26 protein-coding genes are annotated in these 22,585 nt (G+C 67.5%); 24 read left to right on the top strand and 2 right to left on the bottom strand.

The genetic code is table 11. The annotated features are described in order from the left end of the window. The first annotated feature begins 1 nt into the window (after window position 1). From flgK to KK141_RS00455, 17 genes are all read left to right on the top strand, one after another. Window positions 2-1,879 (top strand): flagellar hook-associated protein FlgK, encoded by a 1,878-nt coding sequence (gene flgK, locus KK141_RS00535; RefSeq protein ID WP_214569544.1) that lies wholly within the window; start codon window positions 2-4, stop codon window positions 1,877-1,879. 11 nt (window positions 1,880-1,890) lie between these two features. Beyond that, entirely contained in the window at window positions 1,891-3,081 is a 1,191-nt protein-coding gene (gene flgL, locus KK141_RS00530) for a flagellar hook-associated protein FlgL (RefSeq protein WP_214569543.1), read from the top strand. Between the two features lie 247 nt (window positions 3,082-3,328). Then, window positions 3,329-4,471: a flagellin gene (locus KK141_RS00525; RefSeq protein ID WP_214569542.1), complete on the top strand. Its 1,143-nt coding sequence runs from the start codon at window positions 3,329-3,331 to the stop codon at window positions 4,469-4,471. Between the two features lie 61 nt (window positions 4,472-4,532). Beyond that, on the top strand, window positions 4,533-4,742 hold the full coding sequence (locus KK141_RS00520) for a hypothetical protein (protein ID WP_214569541.1): 210 nt from the start codon (window positions 4,533-4,535) through the stop codon (window positions 4,740-4,742). 6 nt (window positions 4,743-4,748) lie between these two features. Then, window positions 4,749-5,885, top strand: a complete 1,137-nt coding sequence (locus KK141_RS00515) for a flagellin (protein ID WP_214569540.1) — start codon at window positions 4,749-4,751, stop codon at window positions 5,883-5,885. 62 nt (window positions 5,886-5,947) lie between these two features. Next, entirely contained in the window at window positions 5,948-7,339 is a 1,392-nt protein-coding gene (fliD, locus tag KK141_RS00510) for a flagellar filament capping protein FliD (RefSeq protein WP_214569539.1), read from the top strand. Window positions 7,340-7,354: 15 nt separating this feature from the next. Then, a complete protein-coding gene (gene fliS / locus KK141_RS00505) occupies window positions 7,355-7,774 on the top strand; it encodes a flagellar export chaperone FliS (protein ID WP_214569538.1) in 420 nt (139 codons plus the stop codon). Continuing rightward, window positions 7,771-8,049, top strand: a complete 279-nt coding sequence (locus tag KK141_RS00500) for a flagellar protein FliT (RefSeq protein WP_214569537.1) — start codon at window positions 7,771-7,773, stop codon at window positions 8,047-8,049. The genes fliS and KK141_RS00500 overlap by 4 nt, the downstream gene beginning before the upstream one ends. A gap of 145 nt (window positions 8,050-8,194) precedes the next feature. Continuing rightward, a complete protein-coding gene (locus KK141_RS00495) occupies window positions 8,195-8,758 on the top strand; it encodes a PilZ domain-containing protein (protein ID WP_214569536.1) in 564 nt (187 codons plus the stop codon). Between the two features lie 369 nt (window positions 8,759-9,127). Then, entirely contained in the window at window positions 9,128-10,609 is a 1,482-nt protein-coding gene (locus KK141_RS00490; RefSeq protein ID WP_345777547.1) for a sigma-54 dependent transcriptional regulator, read from the top strand. Between the two features lie 558 nt (window positions 10,610-11,167). Further along, a complete protein-coding gene (gene fliE, locus KK141_RS00485; RefSeq protein WP_214569534.1) occupies window positions 11,168-11,494 on the top strand; it encodes a flagellar hook-basal body complex protein FliE in 327 nt (108 codons plus the stop codon). A gap of 52 nt (window positions 11,495-11,546) precedes the next feature. Beyond that, window positions 11,547-13,241, top strand: coding sequence for a flagellar basal-body MS-ring/collar protein FliF (gene fliF, locus KK141_RS00480; protein WP_214569533.1), 1,695 nt, complete (start codon window positions 11,547-11,549; stop codon window positions 13,239-13,241). Window positions 13,242-13,248: 7 nt separating this feature from the next. Continuing rightward, entirely contained in the window at window positions 13,249-14,238 is a 990-nt protein-coding gene (gene fliG / locus KK141_RS00475) for a flagellar motor switch protein FliG (RefSeq protein WP_214569772.1), read from the top strand. Beyond that, window positions 14,238-14,879 carry a FliH/SctL family protein gene (locus KK141_RS00470; protein ID WP_214569532.1) on the top strand — a complete coding sequence of 214 codons (642 nt, stop codon included), beginning with the start codon at window positions 14,238-14,240 and terminating at the stop codon, window positions 14,877-14,879. The genes fliG and KK141_RS00470 overlap by 1 nt, the downstream gene beginning before the upstream one ends. Next, window positions 14,876-16,234, top strand: coding sequence for a flagellar protein export ATPase FliI (fliI, locus tag KK141_RS00465; RefSeq protein ID WP_250901462.1), 1,359 nt, complete (start codon window positions 14,876-14,878; stop codon window positions 16,232-16,234). The genes KK141_RS00470 and fliI overlap by 4 nt, the downstream gene beginning before the upstream one ends. Continuing rightward, on the top strand, window positions 16,231-16,665 hold the full coding sequence (fliJ, locus tag KK141_RS00460; protein WP_214569531.1) for a flagellar export protein FliJ: 435 nt from the start codon (window positions 16,231-16,233) through the stop codon (window positions 16,663-16,665). The genes fliI and fliJ overlap by 4 nt, the downstream gene beginning before the upstream one ends. A gap of 13 nt (window positions 16,666-16,678) precedes the next feature. Next, window positions 16,679-17,719 carry a flagellar hook-length control protein FliK gene (locus tag KK141_RS00455; RefSeq protein ID WP_214587331.1) on the top strand — a complete coding sequence of 347 codons (1,041 nt, stop codon included), beginning with the start codon at window positions 16,679-16,681 and terminating at the stop codon, window positions 17,717-17,719. A 9-nt stretch (window positions 17,720-17,728) separates the two neighbouring features. Here the strand turns inward: KK141_RS00455 and KK141_RS00450 are convergent, their stop codons facing one another. Both KK141_RS00450 and KK141_RS00445 read right to left on the bottom strand, forming a co-directional pair. Further along, window positions 17,729-18,070 (bottom strand): type II toxin-antitoxin system HicB family antitoxin, encoded by a 342-nt coding sequence (locus KK141_RS00450; protein WP_214569529.1) that lies wholly within the window; start codon window positions 18,068-18,070, stop codon window positions 17,729-17,731. Beyond that, window positions 18,067-18,321, bottom strand: coding sequence for a type II toxin-antitoxin system HicA family toxin (locus tag KK141_RS00445; RefSeq protein ID WP_214569528.1), 255 nt, complete (start codon window positions 18,319-18,321; stop codon window positions 18,067-18,069). Before KK141_RS00445 ends, KK141_RS00450 begins: the two co-directional genes overlap by 4 nt. Before the next feature lie 232 nt (window positions 18,322-18,553). On the opposite strand from KK141_RS00445, the gene KK141_RS00440 reads away from it, so the two are divergent. Genes KK141_RS00440 through fliR form a run of 7 tightly spaced genes read left to right on the top strand, consistent with a single transcriptional unit; the run spans window position 18,554 to window position 22,584 of the window. Beyond that, on the top strand, window positions 18,554-19,069 hold the full coding sequence (locus KK141_RS00440) for a flagellar basal body-associated FliL family protein (RefSeq protein ID WP_214569527.1): 516 nt from the start codon (window positions 18,554-18,556) through the stop codon (window positions 19,067-19,069). A 7-nt stretch (window positions 19,070-19,076) separates the two neighbouring features. Next, on the top strand, window positions 19,077-20,093 hold the full coding sequence (gene fliM, locus KK141_RS00435; RefSeq protein ID WP_214569526.1) for a flagellar motor switch protein FliM: 1,017 nt from the start codon (window positions 19,077-19,079) through the stop codon (window positions 20,091-20,093). Between the two features lie 59 nt (window positions 20,094-20,152). Next, window positions 20,153-20,440 (top strand): flagellar motor switch protein FliN, encoded by a 288-nt coding sequence (gene fliN / locus KK141_RS00430; protein WP_231504260.1) that lies wholly within the window; start codon window positions 20,153-20,155, stop codon window positions 20,438-20,440. After that, complete coding sequence (fliO, locus tag KK141_RS00425) at window positions 20,440-20,811, top strand: flagellar biosynthetic protein FliO (protein ID WP_250901461.1); 372 nt, start codon at window positions 20,440-20,442, stop codon at window positions 20,809-20,811. The genes fliN and fliO overlap by 1 nt, the downstream gene beginning before the upstream one ends. Next, complete coding sequence (gene fliP / locus KK141_RS00420; protein WP_214569525.1) at window positions 20,811-21,551, top strand: flagellar type III secretion system pore protein FliP; 741 nt, start codon at window positions 20,811-20,813, stop codon at window positions 21,549-21,551. Before fliO ends, fliP begins: the two co-directional genes overlap by 1 nt. Beyond that, the gene (fliQ, locus tag KK141_RS00415; protein ID WP_167256713.1) at window positions 21,548-21,817 is read left to right on the top strand and encodes a flagellar biosynthesis protein FliQ; all 270 of its coding nucleotides are present in this window, start codon (window positions 21,548-21,550) and stop codon (window positions 21,815-21,817) included. The genes fliP and fliQ overlap by 4 nt, the downstream gene beginning before the upstream one ends. Then, a complete protein-coding gene (gene fliR, locus KK141_RS00410; protein WP_214569524.1) occupies window positions 21,814-22,584 on the top strand; it encodes a flagellar biosynthetic protein FliR in 771 nt (256 codons plus the stop codon). The genes fliQ and fliR overlap by 4 nt, the downstream gene beginning before the upstream one ends. The last annotated feature ends 1 nt before the right edge of the window (window position 22,585 follow it).

Below are 22,585 nucleotides of genomic sequence, written 5' to 3'. Positions count from 1 at the left end.
CATGGCTGACCTGCTTTCCACCGGCGTCTCGGGCCTGCTGGCCTCGCAGATCGGCCTCAGCACCGTCAGCCACAACGTGGCCAACGTCAACACCGACGGCTACAGCCGGCAGACCGTGCAGTTCAACGCGCGGCAGGCGCAGCAGCTGGGCAATTTCTACGTCGGCACCGGCGTCAATACGGTGGCGGTGCAGCGCGCCTACAGCCAGTACCTCAACACCGCGCTGTGGACCGCCTCGTCGGACCAGAGCCGCGCGGCCACGTACCAGAGCCTGACCGCGCAGATCAACAACCAGCTTTCCGGCAGCACCAACCTGCAGACCTCGCTGGACGCGTTCTACGGTGCGCTGGGCGACGTCTCCAACGCGCCGGCCGACTCGGCCGCGCGCGGCGTGCTGCTGGCCCGCGCCAATGCGCTGGGCAGCACCTTCCAGGCGCTGTCCGGCCAGTTCAACCAGCTCAACACCCAGGTGCAGCGCCAGATCAGCGACACAGTCGATTCGATCAACAGCGACAGCGCATCCATCGCCAAGCTCAACGAACAGATCCGCACCGCCTATGCCGGCGGTAAGGGCGAGCCCTCCGACCTGCTCGACCAGCGCGATGCGCTGATCAAGAAAGTCTCCGGCGAAGTCGGCGTCACCGTGGTGCAGCAGGACGACCATACGGTGAGCCTGTTCGTCGGCAACGGCCAGGCCCTGGTCAACGGCTCCAACGCCTACTCGCTGGCCACCGCGCCGAATCAATACGACCCGACGCGGCTGGAGATCGTCGGCAAGGACAGCGGCAGCGTGATCACCGGCCAGGTCGGCGGCGGTTCGCTCGGTGCGCTGCTGGATTTCCGCACCAATGTGCTGGACCCCGCGCAGAACCAGCTCGGCCGCGCCGCGGTGGCGATGGCCAGCGCCTTCAATGCCCAGCATGCGCAGGGCATGGACCTCAACGGCAATATGGGCGGCGCCTTCTTCAACGTCGGCGCGCCGCAGGTGCAGATCAGCTCCGCCAACCAGGGCACGGGCACGGTCGGCGCCAGCATCTCCGGCGTCGGCGCGCTGACCACCAAGGACTACGTGATGCGCTACGACGGCAGCGCCTGGAGCCTGAGCGATACCGCCGGCAATGCGGTGGCGATGACCGGCACCGGCACGGCCGCCGATCCGTTCAAGGCCGATGGCCTGAGCCTGGTGGTGGGCGGCGCTCCGAGCGCCGGCGACAGCTTCCAGGTGCGCCCCACTGCCGCGGCCGCGGCGGGTTTCGGCGCGGCTATCACCGACCCGAACAAGATCGCCGCGGCGGCGCCGCTCGCCGGCTCGGCCGGCGCGGCCAACAAGGGCAGCGGCAGCATCGGCGGCATCGCGGTCACCGATCCGTCCAATGCGGGCCTGCTCGGCACGGCGAATATCGTGTTCACCTCGCCGACCAGCTACACCATCAACGGCGGCGCGGCGCAGACGTATACGCCGGGGCAGCCGATCAATGCCAACGGCTGGAGCCTCACCCTCAACGGCACGCCTGCGGCGAACGACACGTTCACCCTCAAGGCCAATACCAATGCACGCGGCGACAACGGCAACGCGCTGGCGCTGGGCAAGGTGGCGAACCTGGGCGTGCTCGACAACGGCGCCACCAGCGTGGGCCGCGCCTACGGGCAGCTGACCAGCCAGGTGGGCAGCGCAGGGTCCCTGGCCAAGGACGCGCTGACCACGCAGAACGCGGTGTACCAGCAGGCGCTGCAATCGCAGCAGGGCGTGTCGGGCGTGAACATCGACGAGGAAGCCGCCAGCCTGGTGCGCTACCAGCAGGCCTACCAGGCCTCGGCGCAGGTGATTTCCACCGCCAGCCAGATCTTCGACGCGCTGCTCAGCGCCGTGCGCAACTGAAGGAGCATCCGATGAGAGTCTCCACCAGCTGGATGGCCCAGCAGTCGGTCAGCAGCATGCTCGATGGGCAGGCCAGTCTGTCGGACCTGCAGAACCGCATCAGCAGCGGCAAGCGCATCAACCAGCCTTCGGACGATCCGGTGGGCGCGGCGCGCGCGCTGGAGCTGGGCCATATGGACGCGGACGTGGCGCAGTACCAGCGCAACATCACCTCGGCCAATGCGCGGCTGGGCCTGGAAGACCAGGCGCTGTCGACCAGCTCCGACGCGCTGACCCGCGTGCGCACCCTGGTCTTGCAAGGCATCAACGGCACGCAGACCGACCAGACCCGCTCCGACATCGCCGCCGAGCTGAGCCAGATCCGCACCCAGCTGATGGGCCTGGCCAACGGCAAGGACGGCAACGGCGATTATCTGTTCGCCGGCAACCGCACCGGCGGGCAGCCGTTCTCGGCCCAGGGCGGTGCGGTGGTCTACAACGGCGACGACGGCCAGCGCATGGTCGCCGCCGGCCCCGGCATGCAGGTGGCCACCGGCGACCCCGGCTCGGCGGTGTTCATGAATATCCCCACCGGCAACGGCACCTTTCAGGTGTCTTCCGGCGCCGGCAATACCGGCACCGCGGTGGCCGGCACCCTCAGCGTGGCCGACCGCACGCAGTGGGACAACGGCAACTACACCATCGCCTTCACCTCGGCCACGGCTTACGAGGTGCGCGACGCCTCCAACAATGTGATCGGCAGCGGCACCTATGCCGACGACGGCAACGCGGTGGTGGCCTTCCGCGGCGTGCAGGTAGGCATCAGCGGCACGCCGGCGGCCGGCGACAATTTCAGCGTGGGGCCTTCGGGCAAGCAGGACATCTTCAGCACGCTGGACAACATCATCGGCGCGCTGAAGACCACCGGCGGCGGGCCGGCGATGAAGAACGCGCTCAACGCGCAGTTCTCCAACCTCGACCAGGCCATCGACACCGTCACCCAGACGCGAGCCGCCATCGGCGGACGCATGAATGCGCTGGACCAGCAGCAGTCGCTCAACGGCGACCTGTCGCTGCAGTACCAGGGCGCGCTGACCGACGTGCAGGACCTGGACTACTACGACGCGATCAGCAAGCTCAATCTGCAGAACACCGCCCTGCAGGCCGCGCAGATGACCTACACCAAGGTGCAGTCGTCCACGCTGTTCGATTATCTGAAGTGATGCGGACGCAGGGATGAGCAGCGAACGCGCACGAGCGGAAACGAGGGCCAGCGGCGCCGCGCGCCGCGCCGCCGTATCCGTTCGTCCGCTGCTGGTATCCCTGCGTAGCGCTTTGCCCTCGATCCGCTGCAGCTCCATGCCGCTGCCGCCGACGCCCTCCTTGAGGCGGCGGCGTTCCTGCTGGCATTCCCATGGGAATCCGAACCGCCGTCCTCGACGGTTCCGAATCCATTGGAGTGCAAGCACCATGAGCCTGAGCGTCACCACCAACATCAGCTCGCTGAATGCCCAGAACAACCTGGCCAGGACGCAGAGCAAGCTGAGCACCGCCATCGAGCGCCTTTCTTCCGGCATGCGCATCAACAGCGCCAAGGACGATGCGGCGGGCCTGGCCATCTCCACCCGCTTCACCACTCAGATCAACGGCCTGAACCAGGCCGTGCGCAACGCCAACGACGGTATCTCGATGGCGCAGACCACCGAGTCGGCGCTGGACGAAGTGACCAACAACCTGCAGCGCATGCGCCTGCTGGCGGTGCAGTCGGCGTCCGGTTCCAACTCGTCCACCGATCGCGCCGCGCTCGACAAGGAAGTGCAGCAGCGCCTGGCCGAAGTGACGCGTATCGCGCAGCAGACCAACTTCAACGGCACCAAGGTGCTGGACGGCAGCGCCGGTACGGTGGCGTTCCAGGTCGGCGCCAATGTCGGCGAGACCATCAGCGTCAACTTCGGCGTTGGCATGAAGGCCAGTCAGATCGGCCAGATCGAAGCGGCTTCGGTGAGCGCCAGCGGCAAGGCCCCGGTGTTTCCGCTCAAGCTTGGCGAAGCGCAGACGGTGAAGGTCGATGCTGCCAGCGTCACGCTGAAGAAGGACGCTTCGTTCAAGGATGCCAAGGAGCTGGTCGCAGCGTTGAATGCGGGCTTCAAGGATGCAGGCGTGGATGCACAGGCATCGGCCGATGCGAATGGCAAGCTCAGCATCGCCACCTCCAGGCTCGATGCCGTCTTCGATGTTTCCGGTGCCACGGCGTTGGGTTTTGCAGCCAGCGACAAGGCGACGGTCGGCCTGGACAGCAAGCACCTGTCGGACATCTCGATCGCCACCACCGATGGCGCCAACGACGCGATCCGCCGCGTCGATGCCGCCCTGCAAGCGGTGAGCGACCTGCGTTCGAACCTGGGCGCGGTGCAGAACCGCTTCCATTCCACCATCACCAACCTGCAGACAATTTCGCAGAACCTCGATTCGTCGCGCAGCCAGATCAAGGACGCGGACTTCGCGGCGGAGACCGCCAACATGTCCAGCGCGAACATCCTGCAGCAGGCCGGCGTGTCGGTGCTGGCGCAGGCCAATACCAGCCAGCAGAGCGTGCTGAAACTGCTGCAGTAAGCGATCACCGATGGCCGCGCAAAGGGCGCGGCCATCCATCACTCAAGGAAACCAGGCGGCCATGACGATCACGCTCACCACCACCACCGTTCCGGGCGGCCTCGCCGTCGGGGCGGAGCGTGGCCGGGCGTGGCCGTTACTAGCCCAAATCGCCAGCCTGCTCAAGTTCCATGGGAACCGGTCGAAACAGTACCTGAGGCGGACGTTCCAGCAGGAATTCCCGCTGAATCAACCGCCGGCCTCTTTTCCGGCTTCGACCCCAACGGAGTGAATTCCCATGGTCATGAGCGTTACCACCAACATCAGCTCGCTGAATGCCCAGAACAACCTGGCCAAGACGCAGAGCAAGCTGAGCACCGCCATCGAGCGCCTGTCCTCGGGTATGCGCATCAACAGCGCCAAGGACGATGCGGCCGGCCTGGCGATCTCCACCCGCTTCACCACCCAGATCAATGGCCTGAACCAGGCCGTGCGCAACGCCAACGACGGTATCTCGATGGCGCAGACCACCGAGTCGGCGCTGGACGAAGTGACCAACAACCTGCAGCGCATCCGCGAGCTGGCCGTGCAGTCGGCCACCGGCTCCAACTCGACCACCGACCGCGCCGCGCTCGATAAGGAAGTGCAGCAGCGTCTGGCCGAAGTGACCCGTATCGCGCAGCAGACCAACTTCAACGGCACCAAGGTGCTGGACGGCAGCGCCGGCAACGTGGCGTTCCAGGTCGGCGCCAACGTCGGCGAGACCATCAGCGTCAACTTCAGCGTCGGCATGAAGACCAATCAGGTCGGCCAGGTGGACACCGCCTCGGTGACCGGCAGCGGCACCGCCGCCACCTACCCGCTGACGCTCGCCGCCGACCAGACGGTGAAGATCGGCACGACCAGCGTCACGCTCAAGAGCGGCACGGTGTTCAACACCGCGCAGGACGCCGCCGACGCGCTGAACTCCGGCTTCAAGGATGCCGGCGTGGACGCGCAGGCTTCGACGGACGCCACCGGCAAGCTGACCGTGGCCGCCTTCGGCGCCGACGTCGACGCTTCCGCCGCCACCGCCCTGGGCTTCGCCGCCGCCGACAAGGCCACGCATGCCCTGGACAGCAAGCACCTGTCCGACGCTTCGATCTCGACCGTGGCCGGCGCCAACGACGCCATCCGCCGCGTCGACGCCTCGCTGCAGTCGGTGAGCAACCTGCGTTCGGACCTGGGCGCCGTGCAGAACCGCTTCCAGTCCACCATCTCCAACCTGCAGACCATTTCGCAGAACCTCGACTCGTCGCGCAGCCAGATCCAGGACGCCGACTTCGCCGCGGAAACCGCGAACATGTCCAGCGCGAACATCCTGCAGCAGGCCGGCGTGTCGGTGCTGGCCCAGGCCAACTCGAGCCAGCAGAGCGTGCTCAAGCTCCTGCAGTAACTCCCGGTGGACGGCCGCGCATGACGCGCGGCCGTCCTTTTTCATAAGGAAACCCAGCGACCATGGCGATCACCACCTCTTCCACTTCATCCTCCACCGGCCCGCTTACCGCCGCCGGCGTAGGTTCGGGACTGGACGTGAACGGCCTGGTCAGCCAGCTGGTGGCGGCCAAGAAAAAGCCGCTGCAGGACCAGATCGATTCCCAGACCAGCACGGCGAAGACGCAGATCTCCGCGCTGGGCCAGGTCAGCTCGGCGCTCGCCGCCCTGCAGACCGCATTGAAAGGCCTGAGCGACGGCACGTCGTTCCAGACCCGCAAGGCCGCGACCAGCGACGCCAGCGTGTTCAGCGTGACCTCGACCACCGGCGCGATGAACGGCAGCTACAACCTCAACGTGAGCCAGCTTGCCACCGCGCTGAAGGTGCAGTCGGCCGGCGTGGCCAGCAGCGATGCCAAGGTCGGCACCGGCACGCTCACCATCGGCGTCGGCAGCAAGTCGATGAGCATCGACATCGGCAGCGACGGTTCCTCGCTGTCGCAGATTCGCGACGCGATCAACAAGAGCAGCGGCAACCCCGGCGTCACCGCCACCATCGTCACCGGTTCGGACGGCGCGCACCTGGTGCTGAGCAGCACCGCCACCGGCCAGGCCAATGCCTTCACGGTGAGCAGCAGCGGCGGCGACGGCGGCCTGGCGGCTCTCAATTACAACCCGGCGTCCAGCGGCAACGGCATGTCCGTGCTGACCGCGGCGCAGGACGCGAAATTCACCATCGACGGCATGGCCGCCACCAGCGCCAGCAATACGGTGACCGGCGCCATCGACGGCATCACCCTGAGCTTGTGGAAGCCGGGTACGGCCACGCTGTCGGTCAGCACCGACAGCTCGGCGGCGTCCACCGCGGTGGGCAACTTCGTCACCGCGTACAACAACTTCGTGGGCATGTACCAGTCGCTCACCGCCTACGATCCGACCGGCGCCAATACCGGTGCGCTGATCGGCGACGCCACGCTCAACAGCATCAAGAGCACGCTTTCCTCCATCGTCAGCGGGCCGGGCGGCAACGGCGCCATGCTCAACTCGATCGGCGTCACCCTGCAGATCGACGGCACGCTGAAGCTGGACACCGGCGCCTTGTCCACCGCGCTGAGCGACGGCGGCACCAAGGTGAGCGGCCTGTTCTCCGGCACCGGCGGCATGGCCACCCAGCTCAACAGCCCGCTGACCGACTGGACCGCCAGCACCGGCGTGCTGACCACGCGCACCAACAATCTCAACAAGCAGTTGAAGGACCTGGGCACCCGCCAGGACAACCTCAACTCGGACATGGACGCGCTGACCACCCAGTACACCAAGCGCTTCACCGCGCTGGACACCCTGCTGACCAAGCTCAACAGCACCAGCAGCTACCTGACGCAGCAGTTCGACGCGCTCACCAAGAGCAGCAAGTAAGCGAGGAGCCAGACCATGGGATTCGGATACGGCGCCGGCGCCTACCAGCAGGTGCGTTCGCACGGGACGGTGGAAACCGCCGACCCGCACGGCCTCATCACCATGCTGATGGACGGCGCGATCGAGCGCCTGACCAAGGCGCGCGGCCACATGCTGCACGGCGAGGTGGCCGCCAAGGGCGAGCTGATCTCGCGCTGCCTGGACATCATCAGCGAGCTGCGCGGAAGCCTCGACCCTGCGGTGGAAACGCCGCTGGTCGGCCAGCTCGGCGCGCTGTACGACTATATGGGCCGCCGCCTGCTGCACGCCAACCTGCATGACGACGCGCGTGCGCTGGACGAGGTTTCCGACCTGATGCAGAAGCTGCGCCGCGCCTGGAACGGCATCCCGATGGACGCGCGCAGCCCGCAGCGTCCCGTGCAGGCCGCGCCATGAACGGCCTGGAGCAGGTGATGGCGCTGAGCCGCGGCATGCTGGAAATGGCCGAGCAGGGCGACTGGGAACGCTTCGCCGCGATCCAGGACGAACGCGAGCGCATGCTCGAACAGGTGCTGCCGGCCAGCCGCAGCGACGAGACCGCCCTGCGAGCCCTGATCGACTACAACCGCCGCCTGTGCGAGGTGGTGGAGCGCGAGCGCGATAAAGTGGCGCAGGAATGGCAGGCCGCGCATGGCCGCTCGCAGGCCATCGCCGCGTACACCAGCAACTGACGTCGCGGAACCATCCGTGTAGGTTGGGGTGAGCCGCAGGCGAACCCCAACGCCGGCCACTTCATGCGCCTCGCCACGTTGGGGTTCGCCTGCGGCTCACCCCAACCTACGCCTGACCAGGCGGCATCGCCGGAGAACGCCACACATGAACGCCAGTGCCTGGGACGAATTCCAGCAACTGCTCGCCTGCGAGGGCGACTGGCTGGCCGAGCTGGAGCCGCTGGCTCTGCCGCTGGACGAGCGCATGGCCGCCGGCTACGCCGAACGCAATCTGGCGGCGCTGGGCATGCTGGACGTCCTGGACGAGCGCACCGCCGACGTTTCCGACGAGGACAGTCCGCTGGTGCAAGATCTTGCGCGGATGGACGCCAAGCTCACCGCGTTGATCCACATCATCAACCGCGTACTGATTCCCGACGCGCTGACCCGGCCTCGCCACGCCCTGCGCTTCAACGCCGTGGGCGCCTTGGTGCCGCCGGCGCTGGCGCCAGCCGGGGAGGGTGCGCTGCTGCGCATCCGCCTGGACGGTTGCCCGAGTTTTCCGCTGGAACTGCCGGTGCGCGTGGAGCGCCGTTTCCCCGACGGCCGCGTGTTCCTGACCTTTGAGAATCATTCCGACGCCTTGGGCGAAGGGCTGGAACGGATGGTTTTTCGCCATCACCGACGCAGAGTGGCAGTCACCCGGCAAGGGCATCCGCCGGCGGCCTGAAGCAGCCCGTGAAGGCAATGTGATCGTTATCACAAAACCGAGGCCCCAAAAGTTCAGTTTTTTGACGTGTCTGACACTTGGCATGTGCGGTGTGCCCGGGCCTGCAGCGTCAGCATCCATTCATTTAGCGCCGATCACTCAACGGTTTAAGGCGTTTCCCCGGCGTCGTGAATACGTTTTCAGCACTAGGGAGTAGTCGGAAAACCGACCCCATCCAGCCCCCCCGTCATAGACCCGCCACCTCGTTGGCCCCGATTTTGCGTATAGCCCAACGGCATCGACGTCGGAGCGTTGACGCTATGGGTCAGCAGAAAAAACGAGTGACAGGGCATAGGAACGCCGGTCACCACCATGGGCAGGGGGTTTAGCGTGCAAAACGAAGTCCAAGACATCGACGTACTGGTCATCGAAGCGGATGCCGTCCGGGCGGATACCATCGGATCGGCGCTGCAATTCCTGGGGTATCGCCCGCGTTTCGCCGGTAACGATACCGCCGAAAGCGGCAAGGGCGATTGGTGCGCGATCTACATCGGCGACGTGGTGGACCTCGACGATTTCCAGCGTCAGCTCGACAGCTTGGGCGAGCAGGCGCTGCATCTTCCGCTGCTGGTGGCGAACGATTCCCCGCTCGCCGCGCAGCTGCCAGGCGCGCTGCCGGGTTCGCGTTCGCGCTCGGTGGAGCTGCTCTCGTTCCCGTTGCGCTACGAACCGCTGCTCGACGCGCTGCGCCGCTGCTCGGCGCCGTCGCGGCTGAGCTTCAAGGGCGGCCAGACCGGCTGCGCCACCGGGCAGTCCGGTATGCACCGCATCGTCGGCGCCTCCAATGCGCTGGGCCGCGTGAATGCGCTGGTGCGCCAGGTCGCGCCGTTCGATTCCACCGTGCTGGTGCTGGGCGAATCGGGCACCGGCAAGGAAATGGTGGCGCGCGCCATCCATGAATCCTCGCAGCGCCGCGACAAGCCGTTCATCGCGATCAACTGCGGCGCGATTCCGGCGGAACTGCTGGAAAGCGAATTGTTCGGTCACGAGAAGGGCGCCTTCACCGGTGCGATCAGCGCGCGCAAGGGCCGCTTCGAACTGGCCGAGGGCGGCACGCTGTTCCTCGACGAGATCGGCGACATGAGCCTGCCGATGCAGGTGAAGCTGCTGCGCGTGCTGCAGGAGCGCGTGTTCGAGCGCGTCGGCGGCAACCGCACCCAGCGCTGCGACGTGCGCATCATCGCCGCCACGCATCGCAACCTGGAGCAGGCCATCGCCGACGGCCGCTTCCGCGAAGACCTCTACTACCGCCTCAGCGTGTTCCCGCTGGAGATGCCGCCGCTGCGCGAGCACCTGGAAGACCTGCCGGAACTGATCGCCGAATTCAACCAGCGCCTGCTGCGCCGCGGCCTCGGCGGCGTGCGCTTCAGCGCCAGCGCGATGAACGCCCTGCGCAGCCACACCTGGCCCGGCAACGTGCGCGAGCTGTGCAACCTGGTCGAACGCATGGCCATCCTGTACCCCTCCTGCGAAGTACGCGCCGGCGACCTGCCGGAGAAATACCGCGGCGTCCCCGTCGGCGAAGAAGTCACCGGCGCCGCTCTGCTGGCCGTAATGGAAGGCCGCACCCCCGTGATCGCCACCCCGATCGCCGCCTCGGTTGCCCACGAGCCATCGGCAGCCATCCTCCCGGAAGGCGGCCTGGATCTGAAGGATCACCTCTCGGATATCGAAGTAGGCCTGATCCGCCAGGCCCTCGACGCCACCGGCGGCGTCGTTGCCCACGCAGCCAAGCTGCTGCGCATGCAGCGCACCACACTGGTGGAGAAGCTGCGCAAGTACGGCTTGCAGACAGGTCTGCAGGTGCCTTGATCAACTCAAATCCGGCGCGCCCATCGCGCGCCGGATTTGGATCGTTCTATCAGGGCGCAAACAACTCCATCTCCTCGCTCCGCCCGCCCCCTCACCCCGACCCTCTCCCCGGAGGGGAGAGGGAGAACTGCAATGGCGTCGCATACAGGAACGAAGAGCTAAAGCTAGCCCCGTTCCTTGAACATCCTCTTCGCAACGGCACGTTGAAGAACCCGCCACGTAAACGCACTGTCGTTTCGTATAGACCCAGGTTAATCCGTTTACCGCAGCCGTCACTGCTCCTTCTAGTCGCGTCGCGAGCCTTGGCTCTCAGGCCATTTCTTTTGGGTTACTTTTTCTTTGGGCCAGCAAAGAAAAAGTGACTCGGGCGCCGGCAGGCGCACGAAATGCCCGCTGCATAAGCGGCCCATTCGCGCCACCGCGAAAACCAAGCGATACCGCCACTGAATCCCGGCCCACGCCGGGATGACGAGCAACGCGCGCGCAGCGCATTTTTGGTGATGGCACACCTTGTGCATTCATCCCCCTAGTCATCACAGGACGCGCTGGAATTCCGTCATGCCCACAATCGACGTCAACAGCCTTCTATCCCAAATGCGGCAAATGTCCGCCACCATGCCGACGCCCGAAATCGCCTCGCGCAGCGTAATTCCAGCCCAAACCAGCGATTTCGGCGCACTCCTGAAGCAATCGATAGCCACCGTCGGCCAATCCCAAATGGAAGCCGGAAAATTGGCGGCCTCCTTCGAACGCGGCGACGCCGGCGCCGACCTCGGCCGCACCATGGTCGCCGTGCAAAAGGCCGACCTCTCCCTGCGCGCCATGACCGAAGTGCGCAACAAACTCGTCGATGCCTACAAAGACATCATGAACATGCCGGTGTAACGGACCGCAGCGTCCGCCCGCCATCCCACCTCACCGATAACGAGCAGTTTTCATGGCCGAAAACGCCATCGCGCAGACCGACCCGAACGGCAAGCGCCTGGACCCGCTGAAGCAACTCGCGCAGAGCCCGGCGACGCGGCAGCTGCTGCTGCTGGTTGCCGTGGCCGCGGCCGTGGCGTTCGGCGTCGCGGTGGTGCTGTGGTCGCGCGGGCCCAGCTTCGCGCTGCTGTATGCGGGCCTGGATTCCAAGGACGCCTCAGCCATCACCCAGGCGCTGCAGACGTCCAACACGCCTTATCAGCTGGGGCCGGATGGCGCATCGATCTCGGTGCCCGCGGCCGACCTCGCCGCTGTGCGCCTGCGTCTTGCCGCGCAGGGCCTGCCGCAAGGCAGCGCAGGCACCAGCGCCACGGTGCCCGGCGCGGATTCGCCGTTCGGCATGAGCGACCTGGCCGAACGCACGCGTTATCAGCAGATGCTGGAAACGGACCTGGGCAACACCATCGCCGGCCTGCAGTCGGTGCGTGCGGCGCGCGTGCATCTGGCGCTGCCGAAACCGTCGGCTTTCATTCGCGACAATAAGCAGGCCAGCGCCTCGGTGCTGGTGACGCTGTTCCCGGGACGCCAGCTCGATGCCTCGCAGGTGGCGGCGATCGTGCACCTGGTGGCCTCGAGCGTGCCGGAGCTGGATCCGCGCCAGGTTTCCGTCGTCGACCAGCAGGGCCAGCTGCTCACCGTCACCGATCCGGACAGTGCCGGCGCTGTGAGTGACAGCCGCCTGCGCCTGGCCACGCGGATGGAGAACACCTATGCGCAGCGCATCGAGGAACTGCTCACGCCGCTGGTCGGCCCGGGCAAGGTGCGCGCGCAGGTCTATGCGGACCTGGATTTCAGCCAGACCGAGAAGGCCACCGAAACCTACAACCACGACAACCCCGCGCTGCGCAGCGAACAGGTCAGCAGCGAGCAGCGCCGCGACGGTTCCAGCAACGGCGGCGTACCGGGCGCGCTGAGCAACCAGCCGCCCACTACGGTGGCGCAGCCGACCGCGGCCAAGCCCAATGCCGGCGCGGGCAATGCCAACGCCACGGCGGCCACGGCGAATACCAATGCCGGCGGCGAGAGTTCCAGCAGCGCCACGCGCAACTACGAACTCGATCGCACCGTCAGCCACGTCAGCGATCCGGCCGGCCGCCTCGCGCGCCTCACGGTGGCCGTGGCGGTGGACAACAAGGCCACCACCGACGACAAGGGCAACAGCAAGAGCGTGCCGTTCACCGCGCAGGAGCTGGAGCACCTTACCGACCTGGCCAAGAACGCTGTCGGTTTCAACCAGCAGCGCGGCGACAGCGTCAGCGTGATCAACCAGCCCTTCCACAAGGCGCCGGGCAACGAACCCTTGCCGGAGACGCCGTTCTGGCAGCGCCCCGGCGTGATGGACCTGATCAAGCAGGGCGGTGGCGTGCTGGTCGCGCTGATCATCGCCTTCGGCCTGCTGCGCCCGCTGCTGCGCGGCGTGTTCAGGGGCTCGCCGGGCACCGCGCTGCAGGCGCTGCCTGCCGGCGGTGTGCCGACGGTGTCGGTGCGCATCGACGATATGGATGACGACGTGGCGCCGGGGCGTTTGGCCCCGCCGCCGGGTATGAACTACGAAGCGCGCGTGGCGATGGCCAAGCGCATGGTCACCGAGAACCCCAAGCAGGTGGCGCAGGTGGTCAGGAGCTGGGTGGGCGAAGATGGCGGCTAATATCGAAATCACCGGTGCGCAGCGCGCGGCGATCCTGTTGCTCACCCTGGGCGAGCAGGACGCGGCCGAAGTGCTCAAGCATCTCAATGCCCGCGACGTGCAGGCCGTCGGCCAGGCCATGGCGGGCTTGAGCAACGTCTCGCGCGAACAGGTGGAGCACGTGCTCGGCCGCCTCACCGAGGACATGGGCCGGCACACCTCGCTGGGCGTGGGCACCGAGGAATACATCCGCAAGATCCTGGTCAACGCGCTGGGCGAGAGCAAGGCGGGCGGCCTGATCGACCGCATCCTGCTAGGCCGCAGCAGCAAGGGCCTGGAATCGCTGAAGTGGATGGAGAGCCGCGCGATCGCCGAGATGATCGGGCAGGAACACCCGCAGATCATCGCCCTGGTACTGGCGCATCTGGAGCCGGACCAGGCCGCCGAAGTGATCGGCTACCTGCCGCCGCGCGTGCGCAGCGATTCGGTGATGCGCATCGCCACGCTCGACGGCGTGCAGCCGCATGCGCTGAACGAACTGGACGAGATCATGGAGCGCCAGTTCTCCGGCAATACCAACAAGCTGAAGTCCGCCACCGTCGGCGGCCTGAAGGCGGCGGCGGACATCCTCAATGCGATGGAAACCAGCCGTGAGACCGAGCTGATGACCGCGATCCGCGGCCACGATGCGGCGCTGGGCGGCCGCATCGAAGAACTGATGTTCGTGTTCGAGGACCTGGCCGAACTCGACGACCGCAGCATGCAGATGCTGCTGCGCGAAGTGCCGTCGGCGCGACTGGTCACTGCCTTGAAGGGCGCCGAGCCCGGCGTGCGCGAACGCATCTTCTCGAATATGTCCAAGCGCGCTTCCGACATGCTGCGCGACGACCTGGAAGTGAAGGGGCCCGTGCGCCTGAGCGAAGTCGACGCCGCGCAGAAGGAAGTGCTGCAGATCGCCCGCCGGCTGGCCGACACCGGGCAGATCAGCCTCACCGGCGGCGGTGACGACTTCGTCTGATGGCCGCCTCCTTTCTCTCGCGCGAACAGCTGAAGGATTTCCGCCGCTGGGAGCTGCCCGAGGTGGGCGAGCCTAAGCCGGCCGAGGCGGCGGAAGCCCAGGCGGCGCTGCCGACCGTGGCCGATCTGGAAGGGCTGGAACGCGAAGCGCGCGATGCGGGTTACGCGGCAGGCCTGGCCGAAGGGCTTGCCGCCGCGGACGCGGAACTGCGTGAAAAGCTCGCCTTGTTCGACGGCATCCTGCACGCCGCCGCGCGGCCGCTGCAGGCGCTGGACGATGCGACCGAACAGGAACTGGCGCGGCTGGCGCTGGTGATCGCGCGCCGCGTGGTGGGGCATGAACTGAAAACCTCGCCGGCGCTGATCGTGCGCACCGTGCGCGAAGCCGCGCTGGCCTTGCCGGCGGCGACGCGCGCCCTGCGCGTGTATCTGCATCCGGACGACCTGGCCCTGCTGCGCGAAATGGATGCGGCGGAGCCGCACTGGCAGCTGCTGCCCGACCCGGACATGCAGCGCGGCGATTGCCTGCTGGAAAGCGAAAGCTCGCGCCTGGACGCCAAGGTGGAAACGCGGCTCGCCGCTATCGCCGACGCCGTGTTCGGCGACGAAGCCAGCGAAGATCCCGAGACCGAAATGGCATGAGCAGCGGCTCCGCCACCACCGAACGCTGGCGCCATCGCCTGGCCCGCCGCGCGCGCCGCGCCGAGGCGGCCACGCCGCTGGTGGTCGAGGGGCGCCTGCGCCGCGTGGTCGGGCTCACGCTCGAAGCCGAAGGCTGCGAAGCGGCGCTCGGCGCGCGCTGCCTGGTCGCCGCCGCGGGCGGCGTACAGCTGGATACCGAAGTGGTCGGCTTCGCCGACGACCGCCTGCTGCTGATGCCGGTGACCGAAATGCACGGCGTGCTGCCGAATGCGCGTGTGCGTCCGTGTTCGCATACCGGCGGCCTGCCGGTGGGCGCCGCGCTGCTGGGCCGTGTGATCGGCGCCGATGGCGTACCGCTGGATGGCGCCGGTCCACTCGACGTGGACGAACACGCCTCGCTCAAGCGCGAGCCGATCAACCCGATGGCGCGCAAGCCGATCGACGCGCCGCTGGATACCGGCGTGCGCGCGATCAATGCGCTGCTCACCGTGGGCCGCGGCCAGCGCCTGGGTCTGTTTGCCGGCTCCGGCGTCGGCAAATCGACCCTGCTCGGCATGATGACGCGCTACACCGACGCCGACGTGGTGGTGGTGGGCCTGATCGGCGAGCGCGGCCGCGAAGTGAAGGAATTCGTCGAGCACACGCTGGGCGAGGAAGGCCGCGCCCGCGCGGTGATCGTCGCCGCGCCGGCCGACGCGCCGCCGCTGAAACGACTGCGCGGCGCGCAGTACGCCACCGCGATTGCCGAATGGTTCCGCGACCGCGGCCAGCGCGTGCTGCTGCTGATGGATTCGATCACCCGCTATGCGCAGGCGCAGCGCGAGATCGCGCTGGCCATCGGCGAGCCGCCGGCGACCAAGGGCTATCCGCCGTCGGTATTCGCCCTGCTGCCGGCCCTGGTCGAGCGCGCCGGCAACGATGCCGAGGGGCGCGGTTCGATCACCGCGTTCTATACGGTGCTGACCGAGGGCGACGACTACCGCCACGATCCGATCGCCGATGCGGCGCGCGCGATCCTGGACGGCCATATCGTGCTGTCGCGCGACCTGGCCGAAGCCGGCCACTATCCGGCTATCGATATCGAAGCGTCGATCAGCCGCGTGATGCCGGCCGTGGTCGAACGCACGCATCTGCGCGCGGCGCAGCAGTTCCGGCAGATCTATTCGGCGTATCGCCAGCAGCGCGACCTGATCGCGGTGGGCGCGTACCAGAAGGGTTCCGACCCGCAGGTGGACAAGGCCATCGCGATGTGGCCGCAGCTGCGCGGTTTCCTGCAGCAGGAAGTGGACGATCCCATGCCGCTGGCGCAGGCGATCGAGGCGCTGCAGGAGCTCGCTGCCGAGGCCGCCGCATGAAGCCGCGTTCCGCCCGCCTTGCGCCGGCCGCCGATCACGCCAAGGAAAAGCGCGAGACTGCCGCGCTGCGCCTGGCCGAGCAACAGGAACGCCTGCGCGCGGCCGAGCACCAGCTTTCCGAACTGCACCGCTATCGCGCGGAGTACGCGCTGGACGGCGCCGCCGCGGTTTCGGTGGCCGCACTGCTCAACCGGCAGCAGTTCGTGGAACGCATCGACCGCGCCATCAATCAACAGCTGTTCGAGGTGGAGCGTCAGCGCCGCCTGCTCGACCAGGCCGGCGCCCACTGGCGTGCCGCGCATGCGCGCGAGCGCGCGCTGGAAAGCGTGATCGGCCAGGCGCGCGAGCAGGAACGCAAGAGCGAAGAGCGCCGCGAACAGAACGACATCGACGAACGCATGCAGCACCGCAATCCGCGGCGCCGCAGCTAGCAGGCTTCTTCCCATGACCCCGAACGTATCCATGCCCACTTCCACGCCCAAGCCCGTCGCCTCCGGCGCGCATGCCGCCGCCGGCAAGGGCGCGCAGGCCGGCGCGGCCGATGCCGCCTCCGGACCGGAGGGTTTCGACCGCCAGTTCAATCAGGCGATGCGCCAGCAGGTGAGCGCGGCCTTGCCGGCAGCGATCGCACCGCCGGTGTTGCCGGCGAAGGTTGCATTGGCCTCGGTGGAGGCCGGCGGCCCGCTCGCCGGCAAGGATGAAACGACCACCGATCCGGCCGAGCGCGACGGCAATGCGCTGGCTGCGGCGGTGCTCGCGATGCTGGGGCAGGGCGTGGCCGCGCAGGCGAAGATCGCCGCCGGGAGCCAAGGCCAGACGGTATCGGCCGACGCGGGCAAGGGCGGCGCACAGCGTGGATTGCCGGGATTGGTAACGGATGCCGCGAAAGATGCAGGCGCCGCGGCACCCGCGCCGTCCATCGGCATCGACGCCAGCGCGCTGGTCGCAGCGGCGAGTGCGTCGCCTGCGCCGGAAACACACAAGTCCGCCGAGCCGGGCAATATCGAAGCGCTCGCGGCTTCGATGACGCCGCATGCGCCTGCGCCGAATGCAGCGCCCGTCGCGCACAGCCTGAAGATGGACACACCCGCCGGCAATCCCGGCTTCGCGCAGGAACTCGGCCAGCAGGTGGCCTGGCTGGGCGGCCAGGAGATCAAGCAGGCGCGCATCCGGCTGCGCCCGGAGGAACTGGGCCAGCTCGACGTGAAAGTGAGCGTGGCCGAGCACGGCCGCGTCGACGTCAGCTTTACCGCGCAGCACCCGGCGGCCGTCACCGCCGTGCAGCAGACGCTGGGTCAGCTGGATCTGATGCTGGCGGGGCATGGCCTGTCGCTGGGGCAGGCGCAGGTGGGGCAGCAGGGGGCAGGGGAGCGGGGAACGGGATCTTCGGGCGATCCGCAGGATGCACTGGTGGCGGACGCGGATCCGGTCGAAAGCGTCAGCGCCCGCACGGTCGCCGTCGGCCTGCTGGATACGTTCGCCTGAGGCACGGGTTCAGGCCGGGCTGAGCACTTCGTGCTCCAGCGCGACCTGCAGCAGCTGGTTGAGGCTGACGCCGCGCGCCGCCGCCGCCGTGACGGCGCGTTCGTGCAGCTTGGGCGGGATGCGTGCCTGGAACTTGCCGGAGAAGTTCTTGTACGGCTCGATGCCGTTGGCGCGGCAGGTCTCGAAGAACACGCGCAGCGAAGTGCTGCCTTCGCGCGCCAGGCCGGCCACGTCGGTGGCGTAGAAATCGGCGCCGCCGTTGAGGCTGGTGAACTCGCCGCGGAACATCTCGAGTTCCGGGTCGTACTCGATCACGGCCTTGTGGCCGTCGATGGTCATGACATTGATCATGGCTTCACTCCAAGAGACTCCAACCATTTGCGGACGCCGGCCACGGCGCCCTTGTCCATGTCGGGCCGCGGGTGAGGGCGGTGGAACACGTGGACCTCCCCGAACAGCACGACTGCCACGCGGGAGCCTTCCGCCTGGCTGATCCTGGCGCCCAGGTCCCTGAAAAGAGCCTCCACGTCCGCCCACTTCACGTTGCCGGAAGCGGGGCGGTTGAAGATCAGGCTCAGCGTCCTTGCATGTTTGTTCTTCATGCCCTGATGGTACCGAATGATGGTACCACATAAATCCGAAAATGCGCCGCCATGACGGCGTCGCGACACCTCCCCGCCACGCGTCAATAAAACGCCGCAACGCTGGCCAGAAGCCTCGCAAACCGCGCCATTGAGCCATTCCCGCCGATGGCATGCCGATTGCTACAAGACCTCCGCCAGGCATCGCCCCCAGGCGCTGCCGACAAGGAACCGTGTCCATCCGAGGTCTTGCATGTCGAACGCCGAGCCCACTCCCGCCGTCGCCGCCCCCGCCCCCAAGGCGGGCCATGGGCGGGGCACCGTCCTGATTCTTGCCGCGGCCCTGGTGCTGGTGTCGGCGGTGAGCGGCTACGCGCTGTACACGCTGCGTGGGCATGCCGTGCAAGGCGCCGCGGGCAGCGAAGCGAAGGTCGAGAAGAAGAAGGAAGGTCCGGAGGTATTCATGCCGATGGACCCGGCCTTCGTGGTGAATTTCCAGAAGGCCGACGGCCTCAGCTATCTCCAGGTCGGCGTCACCCTGATGTCGCACGACCCGGCCGCGCTGCAGGCCGCCAAGGAAGCCGATCCGGTGATCCGCAATGCGCTGGTGATGCTGTTCTCCGCGCAGGACTACACCGCGCTGTCCGACACCGCCGGCAAGCAGAAGCTGCAGGCCAAGGCGCTGGCGGCGGTGCAGAAGATCATCGAGGACCGCACCGGCCGCCCCGGCGTGGAAGCGCTGTATTTCACCAGCTTCGTGATGCAGTGAGGCGGCCGTGAGCGACCTGCTCTCCCAGGAAGAAATCGACGCCCTGCTCAACGGCGTCAACGGCGGCGACGTACCGACCGGCGGCGACGAACCGCCGCCGAAGGACGCCGTGCTGCAGTACGACTTCACCCAGCAGGACCGCATCGTGCGCGGCCGCCTGCCCACGCTGGAGATGGTCAACGACCGCTTCGCGCGCTACTTCCGCACCGGCATCTTCGGCGTGCTGCGCAAGACCTGCGAGGTCTCGGTGCTGGGCGTAAAGATGTCCAAGTTCGTCGAATACGTGCACGGCCTGGCCGTGCCGACCAATCTCAACCTGGTGCGCGTGAAGCCGCTGCGCGGCACCGCGCTGATCGTGATGGAGCCGCGCCTGGTCTTCAGCGTGATCGACAATTTCTTCGGCGGCGACGGCCGCTACCACGCACGCATCGAAGGCCGCGACTTCACGCCGACCGAGACGCGGGTGATCCAGATCGTGCTGGCGGAAATCTTCACCGCCATGGTCGAGGCCTGGTCGCCGGTGCTGCCGCTGAACTTCGAGTTCCTGAACTCCGAGATCAACCCGCAGTTCGCCAACATCGTCAGCCCCACCGAAACTGTGGTGGTGTCGCGCTTCCACGTGGAAGTGGACGGCGGCGGCGGCGAGATCCACCTCACCCTGCCGTACTCCATGGTCGAGCCGATCCGCGTGCTGCTGGACGCCGGCGTGCAGAGCGACCGCGTCGAGCGCGACGAGCGCTGGCTGCAGAGCCTGCACCAGGAAGTGCTGGACGCCGAGGTGGAACTGAGCTCGCTGCTGCTGGAAGCCGACATGCATATCGGCGACTTCCTCAAGCTGCGTCCCGGCGACGTGATCCCGGTGAACCTGCCGGAGCTGTGCACGGTGTTCGCCGAGGACGTACCGATCTTCCGCGGCCAGCTCGGCCGCGCCAGCGGCCATAAGGCCGTCCGTTTCCAGACCCCCGCCGGCCGCCGCGAAACGCGCACGTCCGCCGAGTTCTCCACCGGGAATCCCAACGCATGAGCACCACCAACGACTCCGCCACCCTGCTCGATCCGGCCGGCCGCCCGGAATACGAAACCATGCTGGGCGTGGCCGGCGAGAACGGCGACGTCAACCTCGACCTGATCCTGGACGTGCCGGTCACGCTGGCGATGGAGGTCGGCCGCACGCGCATCAGCATCCGCAACCTGCTGCAGCTCAACCAGGGCTCGGTGGTGGAACTGGACCGCGCCGCGGGCGAGCCGCTGGACGTGTTCGTCAACGGCACCCTGGTCGCGCATGGCGAAGTGGTGGTGATCAACGAGAAGTTCGGCATCCGCCTCACCGACGTGATCAGCCCCGCCGAGCGCGTGCGGAAGCTGCGCTGATGATGCTCCTGCTTGCCGTGGCCGCCGTGCCCGCGGCCGAACCCAGCGTGGGCGGGGAACTGCTGCGCGTATGCCTGAGCCTGATCGGCATCATCGCGCTGATCTTCGCCGCCGGCTGGCTGGGCCGTCGCGCGCAAGGGCGCGCGCAATCCGGCGGCCGCCGCATCCGCTGCGTCGAATCCTTCGCGGTGGGCACGCGCGAGCGCGTGCTGCTGCTGGAGGCGGACGGCAAGCGCCTGCTGGTCGGCGTGGGGCAGGGCGGCATGCGCACGCTGCATGTGTACGAAGGCGACGCGCCCGCCGCCGAGACTCCGCCCTCGCCGCCGATGCCCGCCTTCGCGGACCTGCTCGGCTTCTGGAAGCGCAAGTGATGAAGTATTTCCTGTTCGCCCTCCTGCTGCTGGCGCCGCTGCCGCTGCTGGCCGATCCGGTCACCGGCATCCCGGTGCTGAACGTGCAGAACGCCGCCGGCGGCGGCCAGAGCTGGACGCTGTCGCTGCAGATGCTCGCGCTGATGACGGTGCTGACGCTGCTGCCGGCGATCCTGCTGATGATGACTTCGTTCACACGCATCATCATCGTGCTGGGCTTTCTGCGGCAGGCGCTGGGCACGCAGTCCACGCCGCCGAACCAGGTGCTGCTGGGCCTGGCGCTGTTCATCAGCCTGTTCGTGATGTCGCCGGTGCTGGAGCATGCCTACGCCGACGGCGTAAAGCCCTATATGGACGGCCAGCTCGCCGCCGAGCAGGCGCTGCCCGCCGCGGCCGCGCCGTTCAAGCGCTTCATGCTGGACCAGACGCGCGATGCCGACCTGCAGCTGTTCACCCGCCTGGCGAAAGAACAGCCCTACGCCAGCAAGGACGAGGTGCCGTTCCGCGTGGCCATGCCGGCCTTCGTCACCAGCGAGCTGAAGACCGCGTTCCAGATGGGCTTCCTGCTGTTCATCCCGTTCCTGATCATCGACCTGGTGGTGGCCAGCGTGCTGATGTCGATGGGCATGATGATGGTGTCGCCGATGATCATCTCGCTGCCGTTCAAGATCATGCTGTTCGTGCTGGTCGATGGCTGGTCGCTGCTGCTGGGCACGCTGGCCGGGAGTTTCTTCTCATGACGCCCGAATCGGTCATCGAATTCGGCCAGCACGCGCTGTACGTGGCGATGCTGGTGGCCGCGCCGCTGCTGCTCACCGCGCTGGCGGTGGGTGTGCTGGTCGGCGTGATCCAGGCGGCGACGCAGATCAACGAAATGACCTTGAGCTTCATCCCGAAGCTGATCGCGATGGCGCTGGTCGCGCTGATCACCGGGCCGTGGATGCTGCGCACCCTGGTGCAGTTCACCCGGCACCTGATCGAAGGATTGCCCGGAGCGGTGCGGTGACCACGCTCGACCTCGCCCAGCTGCCGATCCTGCTCGGCAGCGTGCTGTGGGCGATGGGCCGCGTGGCCGGCCTGTTCCTGGTGGCGCCGGTGTTCGGCGCCACGGTATTGCCGGCGCGCATCCGCGTCGGCCTGATCCTGCTGCTGACCATGGTGCTGGCGCCGCTCGCGCCGGCACGGATCGATCCGATGAGCGCCAGCGGCATCGCCACCATGGCGGGGCAGGTGCTGATCGGCGCCGCGGTGGGTTTCGTGCTGCGGCTGACTTTCGAGGCGGTGGCCTTCGGCGGACAGCTGGTGGCGCAGAGCATGAGCTTAGGGTTCGCCGAAGTGGTGAACCCGCAGGGCGGCGGCAGCTCGCCGGTGCTCAACCAGTTCTATCTGCTGCTGGTGACCTTGCTGTTCCTGGCCATGGACGGGCATCTGCGCCTGATCGCGCTACTGGCGGAAAGCTTCCGCACGCTGCCGCCGGGTGCCGGAGCGATTTCGCCGGACGGCCTGCATGCGGTGGCGATGTTCGGCGGGCAGTTGTTTTCCGGCGCGGTGCGCGTCGCCCTGCCGGCGATGACGGCGCTGCTGGTGGTGAACATGGGCTTCGGCGCGATCAGTCGCGCGGCGCCGTCGATGAATCTGTTCGCGGTGGGTTTCCCGATCACCTTGTGCCTGGGCTTTATCGCCTTGTGGCTGTCGTTGCGTGCGCTGCCGGGAGCTTTTGGCTCGCTCGAAGAAAGCGCGTGGTCCTTGATGCGCGAGCTGCTGGGAGCTTGAC

Source organism: Dyella sp. LX-66 (assembly GCF_018599165.1).
Taxonomy (GTDB): Bacteria; Pseudomonadota; Gammaproteobacteria; order Xanthomonadales; family Rhodanobacteraceae; genus Dyella_D; species Dyella_D marensis.
Note: the sequence above shows the minus strand (reverse complement) of the source record. Positions and strands in the feature narration are given on the sequence as shown.

Coding starts and splice junctions, on each gene's coding strand:
- flgK (WP_214569544.1), top strand. CDS start 2: ATGGCTGACCTGCTTTCCACCGGCGTCTCGGGCCTGCTGGCCTCGCAG.
- flgL (WP_214569543.1), top strand. CDS start 1,891: ATGAGAGTCTCCACCAGCTGGATGGCCCAGCAGTCGGTCAGCAGCATG.
- KK141_RS00525 (WP_214569542.1), top strand. CDS start 3,329: ATGAGCCTGAGCGTCACCACCAACATCAGCTCGCTGAATGCCCAGAAC.
- KK141_RS00520 (WP_214569541.1), top strand. CDS start 4,533: ATGACGATCACGCTCACCACCACCACCGTTCCGGGCGGCCTCGCCGTC.
- KK141_RS00515 (WP_214569540.1), top strand. CDS start 4,749: ATGGTCATGAGCGTTACCACCAACATCAGCTCGCTGAATGCCCAGAAC.
- fliD (WP_214569539.1), top strand. CDS start 5,948: ATGGCGATCACCACCTCTTCCACTTCATCCTCCACCGGCCCGCTTACC.
- fliS (WP_214569538.1), top strand. CDS start 7,355: ATGGGATTCGGATACGGCGCCGGCGCCTACCAGCAGGTGCGTTCGCAC.
- KK141_RS00500 (WP_214569537.1), top strand. CDS start 7,771: ATGAACGGCCTGGAGCAGGTGATGGCGCTGAGCCGCGGCATGCTGGAA.
- KK141_RS00495 (WP_214569536.1), top strand. CDS start 8,195: ATGAACGCCAGTGCCTGGGACGAATTCCAGCAACTGCTCGCCTGCGAG.
- fliE (WP_214569534.1), top strand. CDS start 11,168: ATGCCCACAATCGACGTCAACAGCCTTCTATCCCAAATGCGGCAAATG.
- fliF (WP_214569533.1), top strand. CDS start 11,547: ATGGCCGAAAACGCCATCGCGCAGACCGACCCGAACGGCAAGCGCCTG.
- KK141_RS00470 (WP_214569532.1), top strand. CDS start 14,238: ATGGCCGCCTCCTTTCTCTCGCGCGAACAGCTGAAGGATTTCCGCCGC.
- fliI (WP_250901462.1), top strand. CDS start 14,876: ATGAGCAGCGGCTCCGCCACCACCGAACGCTGGCGCCATCGCCTGGCC.
- fliJ (WP_214569531.1), top strand. CDS start 16,231: ATGAAGCCGCGTTCCGCCCGCCTTGCGCCGGCCGCCGATCACGCCAAG.
- KK141_RS00455 (WP_214587331.1), top strand. CDS start 16,679: ATGACCCCGAACGTATCCATGCCCACTTCCACGCCCAAGCCCGTCGCC.
- KK141_RS00450 (WP_214569529.1), bottom strand. CDS start 18,070: ATGATCAATGTCATGACCATCGACGGCCACAAGGCCGTGATCGAGTAC.
- KK141_RS00445 (WP_214569528.1), bottom strand. CDS start 18,321: ATGAAGAACAAACATGCAAGGACGCTGAGCCTGATCTTCAACCGCCCC.
- KK141_RS00440 (WP_214569527.1), top strand. CDS start 18,554: ATGTCGAACGCCGAGCCCACTCCCGCCGTCGCCGCCCCCGCCCCCAAG.
- fliN (WP_231504260.1), top strand. CDS start 20,153: ATGCTGGGCGTGGCCGGCGAGAACGGCGACGTCAACCTCGACCTGATC.
- fliO (WP_250901461.1), top strand. CDS start 20,440: ATGATGCTCCTGCTTGCCGTGGCCGCCGTGCCCGCGGCCGAACCCAGC.
- fliP (WP_214569525.1), top strand. CDS start 20,811: ATGAAGTATTTCCTGTTCGCCCTCCTGCTGCTGGCGCCGCTGCCGCTG.
- fliQ (WP_167256713.1), top strand. CDS start 21,548: ATGACGCCCGAATCGGTCATCGAATTCGGCCAGCACGCGCTGTACGTG.